Origin of the sequence: Roseburia zhanii (genome assembly GCF_014287635.1) — a bacterium.
GTDB lineage: Bacteria > Bacillota > Clostridia > Lachnospirales > Lachnospiraceae > Roseburia_B > Roseburia_B zhanii.
Genome location: NZ_JACOPH010000018.1, coordinates 32,802 through 47,003, shown reverse-complemented (window position 1 = coordinate 47,003; position 14,202 = coordinate 32,802). Strand labels below are relative to the sequence as shown.

11 protein-coding genes are annotated in these 14,202 nt (G+C 40.2%); 9 read left to right on the top strand and 2 right to left on the bottom strand.

From position 1 onward, the window contains the following. Window positions 1-247: 247 nt before the first annotated feature. The 9 genes from H8S17_RS16600 to H8S17_RS14320 all read left to right on the top strand — a co-directional run bounded on the left by H8S17_RS16600 (window position 248) and on the right by H8S17_RS14320 (window position 11,932). A complete protein-coding gene (locus H8S17_RS16600) occupies window positions 248-880 on the top strand; it encodes a TetR/AcrR family transcriptional regulator (RefSeq protein ID WP_243238094.1) in 633 nt (210 codons plus the stop codon). Then, complete coding sequence (locus H8S17_RS14350; RefSeq protein ID WP_186867742.1) at window positions 861-1,682, top strand: alpha/beta fold hydrolase; 822 nt, start codon at window positions 861-863, stop codon at window positions 1,680-1,682. Before H8S17_RS16600 ends, H8S17_RS14350 begins: the two co-directional genes overlap by 20 nt. 127 nt (window positions 1,683-1,809) lie before the next feature. Further along, window positions 1,810-1,941, top strand: a complete 132-nt coding sequence (locus H8S17_RS16790) for a hypothetical protein (protein ID WP_279287818.1) — start codon at window positions 1,810-1,812, stop codon at window positions 1,939-1,941. A 377-nt stretch (window positions 1,942-2,318) separates the two neighbouring features. Then, entirely contained in the window at window positions 2,319-3,815 is a 1,497-nt protein-coding gene (locus H8S17_RS14345; protein ID WP_186867741.1) for a LuxR C-terminal-related transcriptional regulator, read from the top strand. A gap of 21 nt (window positions 3,816-3,836) precedes the next feature. Beyond that, a complete protein-coding gene (locus tag H8S17_RS14340; protein WP_186867740.1) occupies window positions 3,837-7,064 on the top strand; it encodes a leucine-rich repeat protein in 3,228 nt (1,075 codons plus the stop codon). A 128-nt stretch (window positions 7,065-7,192) separates the two neighbouring features. Continuing rightward, the gene (locus tag H8S17_RS14335; protein WP_186867739.1) at window positions 7,193-8,536 is read left to right on the top strand and encodes an MATE family efflux transporter; all 1,344 of its coding nucleotides are present in this window, start codon (window positions 7,193-7,195) and stop codon (window positions 8,534-8,536) included. Then, entirely contained in the window at window positions 8,533-9,444 is a 912-nt protein-coding gene (locus tag H8S17_RS14330; RefSeq protein ID WP_186867738.1) for a LysR family transcriptional regulator, read from the top strand. Before H8S17_RS14335 ends, H8S17_RS14330 begins: the two co-directional genes overlap by 4 nt. 144 nt (window positions 9,445-9,588) lie before the next feature. Next, entirely contained in the window at window positions 9,589-10,764 is a 1,176-nt protein-coding gene (locus tag H8S17_RS14325; protein WP_186867737.1) for a trans-sulfuration enzyme family protein, read from the top strand. Then, entirely contained in the window at window positions 10,745-11,932 is a 1,188-nt protein-coding gene (locus H8S17_RS14320; RefSeq protein WP_186867736.1) for a MalY/PatB family protein, read from the top strand. The genes H8S17_RS14325 and H8S17_RS14320 overlap by 20 nt, the downstream gene beginning before the upstream one ends. A gap of 1 nt (window position 11,933) precedes the next feature. Here the strand turns inward: H8S17_RS14320 and H8S17_RS14315 are convergent, their stop codons facing one another. Together H8S17_RS14315 and H8S17_RS14310 are read right to left on the bottom strand one after the other, a co-directional pair. Further along, on the bottom strand, window positions 11,934-13,301 hold the full coding sequence (locus H8S17_RS14315; protein WP_186867735.1) for a sensor histidine kinase: 1,368 nt from the start codon (window positions 13,299-13,301) through the stop codon (window positions 11,934-11,936). Next, the gene (locus H8S17_RS14310) at window positions 13,298-14,029 is read right to left on the bottom strand and encodes a LytR/AlgR family response regulator transcription factor (RefSeq protein ID WP_186867734.1); all 732 of its coding nucleotides are present in this window, start codon (window positions 14,027-14,029) and stop codon (window positions 13,298-13,300) included. The genes H8S17_RS14315 and H8S17_RS14310 overlap by 4 nt, the downstream gene beginning before the upstream one ends. Window positions 14,030-14,202: the final 173 nt, after the last annotated feature.

The following is a 14,202-nucleotide window of genomic DNA, read 5'->3' as shown; positions in this document are numbered from 1 at the left end:
CCAAAGACGTACTATTGCTTATATTAAAGTGAATGTTATTATGAGGAGCCGTATGCGGGAAAGCCGCACGTACGGATCTGTGAGGGGCTAAAGTTGCAAGGCTTTAGTCTACTCGACTGCAGAACTAATAGAGAAGTAACATATAAAACAATAAATATGAAAGTAAAAAACAAGAGAGTAAGGTCTTCCGTTAATCGGTCAATGGGTATATACTCGCATTAACCGAATCGGTCAACGGAGGTAGCTTATGAATGAAAAATTTTATGCTTTGCCTGTGGAAAAACAATGGCAAATATTGAATGCTGCATATAAAGTATTTGCAATGAATCAATATAAGAAGGCATCAACCTCAGAAATTGCAGCAGAAGCCGGAATTTCCAAATCACTTTTGTTTCATTATTTTCATAATAAACTGGAGCTATATATTTTTTTATGGAAGCATGCAGCGGATTTAACAAAAAAATATATGTGTAAATATAAGGTATATGAAACAGATGATTTTTTTGAAATGATGCGTCGTGGTCTGATGGCTAAGTGTGCAGTGATGAGAAAATACACATTTTTATCTCTGTTTTCCATTAATTCATACTTTGAAACCGAGCCGGATATTCAATCCATCATCCAACCGGATGTACAGGATGCAGCCCAAACGACATCGGAAATGCTTCTGTCAATTTTGAATCTTGATTCCATCCGTAAGGATATAGAGTTTGCTCGTATATACAAAGAAATTCTGTATGCCTCAGAAGGGATGCTGAAGTCTTGGTACAGAACAGAGAATTATGATGTAACTGCTTTTGAGCAGGAATATCTGGAAATGATAAATCATTGGGAAAGGGTTTATGGAAAGGGGATGGAAAATGACCGAAAACAGTTATAAGACACCCTGTGGCTGCATCCATTATTTTGTAAATATAATAGACAAGCAGAAAATTACGTTAGTGTTTTTACCGGGACTTACAGCAGACCACAGGCTTTTTGAAAAGCAGATAGAATATTTTGAAAAGAAACAGAATGTGTTTGTATGGGATGCACCGTCACATGCGTTATCCAGACCATTTACGAATAATTACAGTCTGTCTGACATGGCAGAATGGCTTGATGAAATCTTAGCAAAAGAAGAAATTTATAATCCCATCATTATCGGTCAGTCTATGGGTGGATATCTGGCTCAAATGTATATGGAATTATATCCGGATAAGATAAAAGGCTTTATCTCCATTGATTCTGCACCGCTTAAAAAGTCGTATATTAGTGCAATGGAAATATGGCTTCTTGAAAGAGTAGAGCCATTATATAGAATATATCCATGGAAAGCACTTCTTAGGGCTGGTTCAAGAGGGTGCGCAGAGACGGATTATGGTCAGAAGCTTATGCGAAAGATGATGATGTCCTATGATTCAGATCCTAAAGAATATGCAAGGCTTGCCGGCTTCGGGTACAGAATGCTTGCTGAGGCAATTAAGGCGGATCTGCCATATCATATCAGTTGTCCGGCACTTCTTATCTGTGGTGAAAAGGATAAAGCGGGCTCAGCCAAAAGCTACAATAAAAAATGGCATCAGAGGGAAGGCTTACCGCTTAAATGGATAAAAAATGCTGGTCATAATTCCAACGCTGACCAGCCGGATGAAGTAAACAGACTGATAGAAAAATTTATCAGAGGGGTAGAATGTATATGAAAGTAGATGTTTGTGGGTTTACTAAGGTAGTACACAGTGCTTTTTTGAGGAAGCATATGATGAACGATTTTTACAATTAATCTGTGAGTTTGACAAGCAAAGAAAGATTATTGCAGTTATATCGGTATTGGTAATATTAGTAGGAACTTATATTACATTAAGTGAAATCAAATTTGAAGCAGAAGAACCTGCACTTGTAAAACATGGAGTTCATCCAATTGTTGTCTTTCCGGAACTTGACCGTAATAATCAGGTATAGATTCTGAACGCAGGCAAAAATAAATATCATGTTATGCGTTCCTTAGAAGCTGCAGGTGTTGGCAACGCTATGAAAAATGCCGGTTCTATCATTCTTTTACGCTTGGGATTCCTGGGAAAGTTTGTATAAAACAACCATAAAAACTATACTTTAGTTTGCTATACAAATACTTGCAAATCAGCTACAATAATATGATATAAGTGTCAATAAGTAGCAATGGAGCCATCCGGATACATCAGTGAGTGGCAAAATCTGCTTTTGACACTCACTTCATAATATTAGAATCACCTAGATTTTCAGTACAAACCCATACGATGGGGGATTAAAAAAATAAAGACAGGTTAACCGTATATAAAGTTAGGATAGAAGGATAAGAAATGGATAAGAAGGTACAAACGACATATCCGCGGCCGAAAAAAGAGATATTACGCATCATGCGGGCTGCGGATAAAAACGGACAGTTACTTCCGGTGATCTTAGAGGAATTTGTACAGCACACATTTTCCATGCCTGCTTTATGGGAGAGCAGGGAATATTTTCGTAAGTTGGGAAATGAAGAATGTGTCAGATATCCGGTATTGTTTTCTCACCTGGCACTGCTTTCGGCAATGACAGGAAGGTTAGATGAAGCAAGGGCATATGTGGATGCAATGGAAATGGCATTGAAGTATCAGGCATCCGAAAATACGATCTATCATGAAGTCTGCCGGTGTGCGACAGAGATTGTTATGCCGTATACAACAGATATCAGATTTTTAAAAGATGTATTCTGGCTGATCGAACATGGACAGGTTCCGGTTGCAAATCTGACGCTTTCAGCATCGCGTCCGGGCATACTCAATGGATTCCGTGATTTTACAAGATTTGGACGTTATTTGGAAAAATACAAAGATGTGATCACAGATACGATCGAAAAATTATATGGCAATGCGGGAAAGAGCGTGTATGAGATCATGTTAGCAGAGTGGAATTACCAGAAGAATGACTGTTTCCGTGCATTAGTACTTGTCACAGGTACGATACCGCTTATCGAACAGGAACAGGATATGCGTTGTCTGTTCGTGGCACTGGCACTTCAGATGAAGATACTGATCGTAAACGGACAAACGAAAGCGGCAGGTCCTCTTGTCATTAAGATCAGGGATCGGATACATAAGACCGGCTGGGAAGAATTGAACACAAGTTTAGATGCATTAGAATGTTTAGCAGCCTGCTATGACGGCAGACAGGAGGAAGTCACAGAGTGGTTAGAACATGTGGCACCGGATGAGAACCATGAACTCTATATGATGGATGTGTATGCTTATCTGGTCAAAATCCGCTGTTATATACAGACGGGAAAATATATGGTTGCCCATGTGCTGGTACAGCAGCTCACAGTATTGTTGCAGCAGGGAAACCGCCCGATGGATCTGTGTGAATGTTATATGTTATCTGCGGTCATCTGTTATAAGGTAAATGATGAGGACCGGATGTTTACAGAACTGTCAAAGGCATTAGAAATCGCAAAAAAACGTCAGTATATCCGGCTTCTTGCTGATGAGGGAAGCTGTATGGCACAGATGATATTTGCCTATCAGAAAAAATATGGTACAGATGGATTTACAGACAAGATCATGCAGTTTGCAGCAGAAGTGGGCAGACATTTTCCGGATTATCTGAAATCCCCGATCGAATATTATGAGCCTCTGACAAAAACAGAAGAGGCAGTATTAAGATTGATGGGACAGGGCATGAGCAACAGTGAGATTGCAGATATACTGGGTAAAAAAACAGGAACAGTGAAGTTTCACAGTAATAATATATTCAAGAAATTCGATGTGACGAACAGGCAGCAGGCTGTCAATCTGGGTAGAGAGATTGGTTTGTTATAGTACGGACAGGAGGGAAGAAAGATGAGAAAAAGATTTTTAGCAATGTTATTGGCAGCCGTGATGGCAGGCTCTGTGGTAAATGTGGCAGATCTTACACCGGTTTATGCAGAGGACGATGTGGATCAGACGGCGGAAGATGAGGAAAAAATACGTCCTTATAGATATACAACAGCGGAATATCAGAAATATATGAGTGTAGATGACAACAGAATACAGTTTGCCAGGCGGCGTGTAGAGTCTGATTCTACTACATATCAATGGTATGTAAAAAAAGGAGAAAATGAAGCAGAAGCGATTGAAGGAGCCAATCAATATAGATATTCCATGCCGGAAACACTTGAACCGGGAACATATACTTATTACTGTGAGTGCACAGATGTTGATACAAAAGTTATTACACTGACAGTAATGTATATCGTACGTTCAGAAGAAGAAATCGTAGTCAATGTGACAGATCCTTCCGGAGAGGTAAAAGGATATTCGCGTTTACAGGAGGCAGCAGAAAATGTAAAAGACGGAGCAGTCGTACAGCTTTTAGAAGATTATAGTTTATGGGATCCGGTGAAGTTTACAGAAGGAAAGGTAAAGCTTGACCTAAACGGGCATACGATTACGCAGGAAGGACCTTACGGCTCCGGGGACTTCAACTATATCAAGATTTCGGATATGGCTGATGTGACCGTTGATAATGGTATGATTGTTGAAAATGTTGATTCTTCACCAACAGTGATACTGACTGGTGGAAATCTGACATTAGGTAAAGACCTGATTTTAAAAAATATTACATCAAATCCGATGTGTGTAATAGGTATACTTTCGGTAATGGGTGGAACAGCAGTCATAGATGGAGCGTCATTTATCACTGCCGGTAATTCCATATATGTGAACAGTGATGGAACACTGGTGGTCAATGATGGCAGTTTTGCCGGACGAATTGACTGCGATGGAAAAGTAGTCTTAAAAGGCGGCAGTTATGCTAAGGAGCAATCTATTCCTGGAACTGCAGTGCAGGGGATCACATCAGCGAGTTCAATCAAAAATCTGTTAGCAGAAGGATATACATTCTATTCCAGAAAGGAAGGAGAGGGACTGATCTTAGACGAAGATATTTTAAATAGTGATAACATATCCGAGGTTGATGTAAGAGAAGCCCCGATCAGTTTCACCGAGATACCGGAAGCTCGTGAGGTAGGTTATATGGAAGAAAATGCTGTGATCAAACCATGGATCAAACAGAGTAAAGAATATGAAGGCAAAAAGATCAATTATACATGGTATTATCAGAAAGCTGGGGAAAGTGATACAAAGAAGGCAGATAGTACCGCAGGCTACAGCATAGATGAAAATGGAGCTTTAACGATCCCGACCGGCTTTGATGCAGGAGGTAAATACCGCTACTGGTTTGATGCGGAATGTGCAGGTTATAGGATTTCTGGTGCTTATAAAGAAGCATCTGTCAGTGTCAATTATTACCATCAACCGTGGGATAATGAGGATAATTATGTGCATGGAACAAAAGTAAATGACTGGTACTGTTCTGACGTTGTGATCAGTGCAGAAGATTATAAAGTATCGAAGATTGGTCAATCGGAAGATATGGCGGATTTGGTCTGGGAAGATAAACTCGTCTTTTCCGAGGATAAAGTATATGATCCGCAGTATATACGGTTACGCCATAAAAATGGCGGTGTCACACAAAAGATTACTATTCCGGGATTTCGGATTGACCAGACAGGTCCGTCATTTGCAAATGGTGGAATCACGATAGATGGAGAAACATCAAAGACACTTTTAGATAAGTTTTCCTTTGACCGGCATGGTACATGGCGGGAAGGGACGATCGTGGCAGAAGACAGTATGTCAGGAGTGGCTGATTACTATTATTATATTGATGCTGTTACAGATCCACAGTCCTATCAGGTACTGCTACCGGAATCCTTAGTCAAAAAAGAATTTAAAAAAGCAGAAGATGGAAAATTTGAATTAAATTCCAAGATCGAAGGTGCACAGGTAGTCTATGCTTATGCAGTTGACAATGCCGGAAATCGTAGTGGTTATATCTGCACAGATGGTTTTGTGACAGACTGGACAAGACCGGTTGTGAATTTAGAGGACAGAAAAAGCACAGATGTAACAACAGATTTAGCGTACAGCTTTTCAGAAGAATGTACATATGAGTATGTGCTGACTTATGATGAACCGGATATTAGTCCAGATTCAGATCTTGCCGGCATAGATAGTATAAAGTATGGAAAAGGAACGATTACAGCGGAACAGGTGGGAAAACCGATTGCTTTTCCTTTGAAGGATCTTACGGAAAATACCTGCTATTATATGACAGTAAGACCGGTAGATAAAGCCGGCAATGTCGGTGAGTGCCACAGCCTTTATTTTTATACAGATTTCAAGCATCCGTACATTGCAGAACTGCCAAAACTTTCCGGTACTTATGGAGATAAGCTTGGATATCTGAAATTTACAGGCGGTAAGGTCTATACGAAAGAAGGCGGAGAAGTCTTAGCCGGAAGATGGGAAGTTTATGAAAATGATTTAGATAAAGTGCTGCCTGTGGGTACGACAGAAACGGTGCTCATCGCTTTTCTGCCGGAAGATAAGAGTTATATGATCTTGAGCAGAGAGGTCGTGCCGGAGATCAAAGAAGTACAAAAGCCATCAGGAGAAACAGATCAGAAAACAGATCACAAAACAGATCCCAAAACAGAGGAAACACCTGCTGGTACGAACGATAAAACGACATCAGACGGAAGTAAAACGGAAACACCGGCAGAAACTGTAACGACGGGACTATCGGATCATGATATCGTCACCATGGAAGATGGTACCGTATATAAAGTCATCAGTGCAAAGAAAAAAGAGGCAGCTTTCTATAAAGCATCTAAGAAAGCAAAGGGAAGTGTTAAGATCGCATCTTCCGTTACCTTAGATGGAACGAAGTATAAAGTGACCGAAGTTTCTGCAAATGCATTTAAGAACAGAAAAAAGGTGACAAAGATCACCGTTCCTGCAACTGTGACAAAGATCGGTAAAAGTGCATTTGGCAAGAGTGCAAAATTAAAGAAGATCACGATCAAATCCAAAAAGCTGACACAAAAGAGCATCGCATCGGGTGCATTTAAAGGGATCAAAAAGAATACGGTAATCTTAGTGCAAAAGTCAAAACGCACCACATATCGTAAGCTGTTTGTGAAAAAAGGATTGAATAAAAAAATCACTGTAAAAGCGATTTAACATGGATCAAAGGATATAAGAAAATGCAGTCTGCAGATTTTTGTGGACTGTATTTTTTTGTATTTCTTGACATGTCCGACGACAAAACTATAATAAATTACAGGAATCAGTATGTAAGGAGAGAGAACATGATCAAGGATCTGACAAAAGGAGAACCGGGGAAAATACTCTGGCAGTTTACACTTCCGATGTTTGTAAGTGTGGCATTTCAACAGTTTTATAATATCGCAGACAGTATGATCGTGGGGAATTTTTCTTCCCATGGGGAAAATGCATTAGCAGCCGTTGGCGCTTCTTATCCGATCACCATGATCTTTATGGCGATCGCAATGGGGTGTAATGTCGGCTGTGCAGTCATTATTTCGCAGTTATTCGGGGCGAAGCGCTATCAGGAGATGAAAACAGCCGTATCGACAACGCTGATTGCATCATTTGTACTGTCACTATTTCTGACGGTGATCGGGCTGATCTTCTGTAGGAGTATGATGTATGCGATCCGCACACCGGAGAATATTTTTGCAGATGCAGATATCTATTTAAGGATCTATATCGGAGGATTTGTATTTTTATTCTTATATAATGTTGTGACAGGAATTTTTACCTCATTAGGGGATTCTAAAACACCGCTTTATTTTCTGATCGCATCGTCATTAAGCAATATTGCGTTAGACTGGGTATTTGTAGCAGTCTGCCACTGGGACGTTGCAGGTGTTGCATGGGCGACGTTTATCTGTCAGGGTGCAGCCTGTCTTCTGGCAATGTTTACCTTAAGGAAACGTTTAGAAGCAATCGAAAGTGACGGTACACCGGAGTTATTTTCGTTTCCAATGCTAAAACGGATCACATGGATCGCAATACCAAGTGTTTTACAGCAGAGTTTTATCTCAGTCGGAAATATTTTTATCCAGAGCCTGATCAATGGGTACGGTTCGTCAGTCATTGCAGGATATTCCGCAGCGATCAAGATCAATACATTTGCGATCAACTGTTTTAGTACCTTAGGAAATGCGGTATCGAGTTTTACGGCACAGAATATCGGAGCAGGAGAAGAAGACCGGATACGAAAAGGACTCCGTGCAGGCTTACGCATAGGAATCATGCTTGCCGTACCATTCTTTTTGGTGTGCTTCTTTAAGGGAGATTTTCTGATCCATTTGTTTATGAAAGAAGAATCAAAAGATGCATTACATACAGGAATTGAATTTTTAAAGATCGTATCACCGTTTTATCTTGTCGTATCTTTAAAACTTGCAACCGATGGTCTACTGCGTGGTTCGGGTGCAATGAAAAGCTTTATGACATCGACGTTTACAGATCTGATCCTGCGTGTCGTATTAGGATATATTTTAGCCGTACCGTTTGAAACGACAGGCATCTGGATGTCATGGCCGGTAGGCTGGGTGATTGGAACTATGCTGTCACTGTTATTTTATGCAAAAGGAGTCTGGAAAACGAAAGGAATGAGATCATGACATTAACACAGTTAAGATATGCACTTACCGTTGCAAATGCAAAATCCATGAATGAGGCTGCAAAACAGTTATTTATTTCCCAGCCGAGTTTATCCGCAGCAATCCGCGATCTTGAGGAGGAAATCGGGATCGAAGTATTCAGAAGAAGCAACAAAGGTGCTTACCTGACACCGGAAGGCGAAGAATTTATCGGGTATGCCAGTCAGGTCGTGGATCAGTATAAGCTGATCGAGGCAAAATATGTGGATAAAGAAACTGTAAAAAAGAAATTCGGTGTATCAACACAGCATTATACATTTGCTGTCAATGCTTTTGTGGAAATGGTCAGACAGTTTGGTATGGAAGAATACGAGTTTGCGATCCGCGAAACAAAGACTTATGAAGTGATCGAAGATGTGAAAAATTTCAAAAGTGAGATCGGTATTTTATATCTGAATGATTTTAACCAGAAGATCTTACATAAACTATTCAGTGAGTATGGTTTGGAATTTCATCCGATCCTAGACTGCCATATCTTTGTCTATATGTGGAAAGGGCACCCATTAGCAGACAAGGAAGAACTGACACTTGAAGAATTAGAAGATTATCCATGCCTTGCATTTGAACAGGGCAATAATAATTCTTTTTATTTTGCAGAAGAAGTACTAAGCACCTATCATTATAAGCAGCTGATCCGGGCAAATGACAGGGCAACACTGTTAAACCTGATGGTCGGGCTAAACGGCTATACGTTGTGTTCCGGTATTATCTGTGAAGAATTAAACGGTTCTGATTACTGCGCCGTCCGCTTAAGATCCGACGAGAGCATGACGATCGGTTATCTTTCGAGAAAAGGCGTGACGATCAGTTCTCTTGGAAAAAAATATATCGAAGAACTTTCAAAATACAAAGATAAAGCACTTGGATAAGAAGGAATGGCTGTATATAACTTTTTCCTATAACCATTTCTAGTTTATAGGTATTATACAGGATGTCAGATCTGTGCTACTCTTATACCATATTAAACAGATAGGAAATGTATTGATAATATCAGATATAAGAGGTGAAATATCATGGGCGTAGACGTATTAACAAAATGTATTCATTTAGAAAACGAAGATAAGAAAAGTCCGTATGGGGCAGTCAGTTTTCCGATTTTTCAGACGGCAACGTTTGCACATCCGGGAGTAGAAAACAGCACAGGCTATGATTACAGCAGACTGCAGAATCCGACAAGAGAACAATTAGAAAAAGTGGTTGCATCTTTAGAAAACGGAATTGATGCACTGGCTTTTTCAAGCGGAATGGCGGCGATCGCTACGCTTATGGAATTATTTAAACCGGGGGATCATCTGATCGTAGACGCAGATCTCTACGGTGGAACGATCCGTCTGTTTGACCATATCAGTGAGAAAAACGGTCTTAAGATCACCAAAATAGACTGCATTGAAGCTGAAATTGAGCGTAACATCAGGGAAAATACAAAGGCAGTCTACATCGAAACACCGACAAATCCGATGATGAATGTCTATGATATTAAAAGACTTGCAGAACTTACCCATGCACATGGGGCACTTCTGATCGTGGATAATACATTTTTATCCCCGTATTTTCAGAATCCGTTAGATCTTGGTGCAGATATCGTCGTACACAGCGGCACAAAATATTTAGGCGGACATAACGATACATTATCCGGATTTTTAGTGGCAGGAGAGGAAAAAATCGCTGAAGGGCTCCGTTTTATCATCAAGACGACAGGAGCCGGACTTGCACCATTTGACAGCTGGCTTATACTGCGTGGTATCAAAACGTTAGGACTGCGTATGGAAAAGGCACAGGAGAACGCATTTGAGATCGCTCGTTACCTGTCAGAACAGAAAGAAGTCACAAAAGTATTATATCCGGGCTTAAAAGAGCATCCGGGATATGAGATCATGAAAAAACAGAGCCGCGGATTTGGCGGAATGGTCACATTTGAAGTGGAAAGTGAAGCATTCGCGAAGAGTATTTTAGGCAATGTGAAACTGATACAGTTTGCAGAGAGTTTAGGTGGTGTCGAAACACTGATCACTTATCCGATCACACAGACACATGCAGATGTGCCAAAAGACCAGTTAGAAAAAAACGGGATTAATGAACGGTTACTTCGCCTGTCCGTAGGGATTGAAGCTGCAAACGACCTGATCTTGGAATTTGAAAGAGTATTTGAGATAGCAAGGAGAGAAAGAGATGGCAGAGAGAAATCTTGATTTTGATACAGTTGTCAACAGAAGAAACAGTAATTGTCTGAAATATGATTTTGCAAAAGAACGGCATATGCCAGAAGATGTACTGCCGCTCTGGGTGGCAGATATGGATTTTACAGTATCTTCTTATATTCAGGATGCGATCGTAAAACAGGCAGGGCATGGGATCTTTGGATATAGTGAAGCAAAGGAATCCTATTTTACGGCATTAGAAAACTGGATCAGGAAACATTATGACTGGCAGGTCGAAAAAAAGTGGCTGATAAAAACTCCGGGAGTCGTATTTGCACTTGCAATGGCAGTTAAGGCATTTACAGAGGAAGGAGATGCCGTTTTGATTCAGCAGCCGGTATACTATCCGTTCAGTGAAGTCATTACAGATAATGGCAGACGTTTAGTAAGCAATACACTCGTAAGGGATGAAAATGGATATTACCACATGGATGTGACGGATTTTGAGCAAAAGATCGTGAATGAGAATGTGAAATTATTCTTATTGTGCAATCCACACAATCCGGTCGGCAGAGTATGGAGCAGGGAAGAATTAGAGCAGATCGGGGATATCTGTTATAAACATCATGTGATCGTGGTCAGTGATGAGATCCATGCTGATTTTGTGTTTGAAGGTTCACATCAGGTGTTTACAGCGATCAAAAAAGAATATCAGGAGATTGCCATTACAGCAATGGCACCGAGTAAGACTTTTAATATTGCAGGATTGCAGGTATCGAATATTTTTATCCCGGATCCAAAGTTAAAAAGCCAGTTTAGAAAACAGGTGACAGCAGCCGGTTACAGCCAGCTAAATATCATGGGATTAGTTGCAGCCGAAGCCGCATATACACATGGCGAAGAATGGTATCAGGCAATGTATCAGTATGTCAAAGAGAATATTGCCTATACAAAACAGTTTGTGGAAGAACGGATTCCGGGTGTGCAGTTATCACCGCATGAGGGCACTTATCTGTTGTGGTTAGACTGCTCCGGTCTACAATTATCCGCAGAGGAGTTAGAAGATCTGATCATAAAGAAAGCCAAGTTATGGCTAGACAGTGGAAATATCTTCGGAGAAGCCGGACGGGGATTCCAGAGGATCAATGTGGCGTGTCCGAGAAAGATATTAACAGAAGCACTAGAACGCTTAGAGAAAGCTGTGAAAGAGTCTGTTTAAATTATCTTGTTTCTTCGAGTTCGAGCATGATCGAAGAATGAAAGACCATATCTTCATTTGAGAAAGATACGCCGCCATGATATTTCTTTGCAAGCAGGGAAAGGCTGCTTAAGCCGATGCCGGTATGTTCCGGTTTGGTGGAGAGATATTTATTGTTTTCCGTCCGTAATTTTCCATCAAACCCATTATCTACCGTAATGACAAGCGAATTGCCGGAACAGGTCATGTTTAAATGGATAAAGCGATGCGGTTTATCAGCATTGCCTGCAGCAAGCATCGCATTTTCTAACAGGTTTCCTAACAGGACAGATAAGTCAGATTCCTGAATGGATAACTGATCGGGAATATTGATGCGGATCCTAAAAGTAATCTGCTGGTCTTTTGCAAGTGCAGAATAATGTGTAAGCAGCATATTGACGATTGGATTTGCACAGAAATTTTCCACTTCATAATCAGAGTAAGTAGCAACATATTCCTGTAAATAAGCCGCTGCCTTTTCCGGTGAATGATCGGCTAAAAATCCCTGCAGTGTGAGCAGGTGATGCTTTAAGTCATGACGCAGTCTGCGGTTGTTTTCAATATTTTCCTGGATATGGCGGTACTGTTCGTCACGCAGTTCGATCTGGTACTGCATCTGCAGAGAATTCTGCTGTGCAATATATTTTTCATGGGATAACAGATACATACGGAAGAAAATCGCATAAATAATAAAAATCGTGATAAACAGTGAAATATATAAAAAGAGTGCCATTGGTGTATGTAACAGGTAGCCGTAATCAAGGTAGGAGAGCACACCTGCGAGCATGATGAAGATCAGTATGGAAAAAACAGAAAGATAACTGTATTCACGTTTACTTAAAGTCTCTTTCATCGGGATAAAGTAATGCTTTAAAATCAGATATAAAAAAGGCAGAATGATAGCAGTTGTCAGCATCAGGACCGGAATCGTACATGCTGCATAAGGCAGCAGATGGTATTTTTGTCTGCTTGGAACTGCGGCAAGGATCAGATTTGAGATCGATGTGATCGTTAAGGCACTTGTCAGTGCAAAGAAAAAGATAAAACATTTTTTCTGCCAGATGGTTCTGATGGCGTACAGATACCAGATCAGACAGACAAGCAGGCATACGAAGAAAAAGCTGTTGATGACTGCATATCCGAAATAGGAGTCGGGATCTTCTGAAATAAACGCAAATATACAGCTTACAGCAGCAAAGATGCCGGCAAGTGAAAGGATCAATATCAGAGAAAATAAAACGGTTTTTTTCTGAGTAAAGCGGAAGTGGTTTTTAAAAGGGTAAATACATAAAAATCCAAACGGAAATACCTGTGTTAAAAATCCGGTAAAAAAGCGTAAAAACAGCATCATATCATCCCCTTTCTGGCTGCGTGGAACAGAAAATCCTGATATTGTTTCTTAAGACCGGAGCGGTTTTTGCGTGATAAGACAATTTCTTTGCCATTTGCCAGCACAATATGATCAAAATAGAATGATTCGATCGTATGCATATTCACGATAAAGCTGCGCTGTGCTTTCATAAACGAATCATCGAGAAGGTCAAAAATGGAATTTAAAGTCATATAGGTCTGGAAACTGCGTTTTGCAGTATGGATCGTACAGACTTTATTGAATACCTCAATATATAAAATACTGTCAAGAGGGATCGTAATATCACCCTGACTGCATTTAAATGTGATCTGTTTTGACAAATGTCCGTCAAACTTTAAGATACAGCGTTCTAAAGCTTCTTCCACTGCATCATAAGTCAATGGCTTGAGCAGGTAGTGGGTAGCATTTACCCCGAATGCTTCAATCGTATGTTCCCTGCTGGTAGAAGTGAAAATGACAGAGGAAGATGCCGGACTGCTGTTACGGATCGTCCGGACCGTTTCGATACCGCTCAATCCTGTCATATAAATATCCATAAAGATAATATCGTAATTCTTCTGTTTTAAACCCGAAAGAAATTCTTCACCCGAAGAAAAGGTGTCAACATCCATACAGACCTGTCGCATAGTCTTGTAATCTTCAATGAAATCTTTCAAAATTGATATATCCCCCGGGTTGTCATCACAAATAGCTATCGTTAAGTGCATGGCAGCCGCTCCCTTTATTTTAAAAATGATCCTACATAAACTTACAATTTTTTTTGTAATTATAACATTCTGTCGTTTTTTCGTAAAGTGTATATTTTTTGGTGTGAAATGTAAGTCTTTAGAGAAAAAAACAAGTTATAATAGTGGGAGAAGATAAGATATGTGCAGAATAA

Bases quoted from the DNA above. Each gene is read 5' to 3' on its own strand.
- H8S17_RS16600 (WP_243238094.1), top strand. From the start codon at position 248: ATGAATGAAAAATTTTATGCTTTGCCTGTGGAAAAACAATGGCAAATA.
- H8S17_RS14350 (WP_186867742.1), top strand. From the start codon at position 861: ATGACCGAAAACAGTTATAAGACACCCTGTGGCTGCATCCATTATTTT.
- H8S17_RS14345 (WP_186867741.1), top strand. From the start codon at position 2,319: ATGGATAAGAAGGTACAAACGACATATCCGCGGCCGAAAAAAGAGATA.
- H8S17_RS14340 (WP_186867740.1), top strand. From the start codon at position 3,837: ATGAGAAAAAGATTTTTAGCAATGTTATTGGCAGCCGTGATGGCAGGC.
- H8S17_RS14335 (WP_186867739.1), top strand. From the start codon at position 7,193: ATGATCAAGGATCTGACAAAAGGAGAACCGGGGAAAATACTCTGGCAG.
- H8S17_RS14330 (WP_186867738.1), top strand. From the start codon at position 8,533: ATGACATTAACACAGTTAAGATATGCACTTACCGTTGCAAATGCAAAA.
- H8S17_RS14325 (WP_186867737.1), top strand. From the start codon at position 9,589: ATGGGCGTAGACGTATTAACAAAATGTATTCATTTAGAAAACGAAGAT.
- H8S17_RS14320 (WP_186867736.1), top strand. From the start codon at position 10,745: ATGGCAGAGAGAAATCTTGATTTTGATACAGTTGTCAACAGAAGAAAC.
- H8S17_RS14315 (WP_186867735.1), bottom strand. From the start codon at position 13,301: ATGATGCTGTTTTTACGCTTTTTTACCGGATTTTTAACACAGGTATTT.
- H8S17_RS14310 (WP_186867734.1), bottom strand. From the start codon at position 14,029: ATGCACTTAACGATAGCTATTTGTGATGACAACCCGGGGGATATATCA.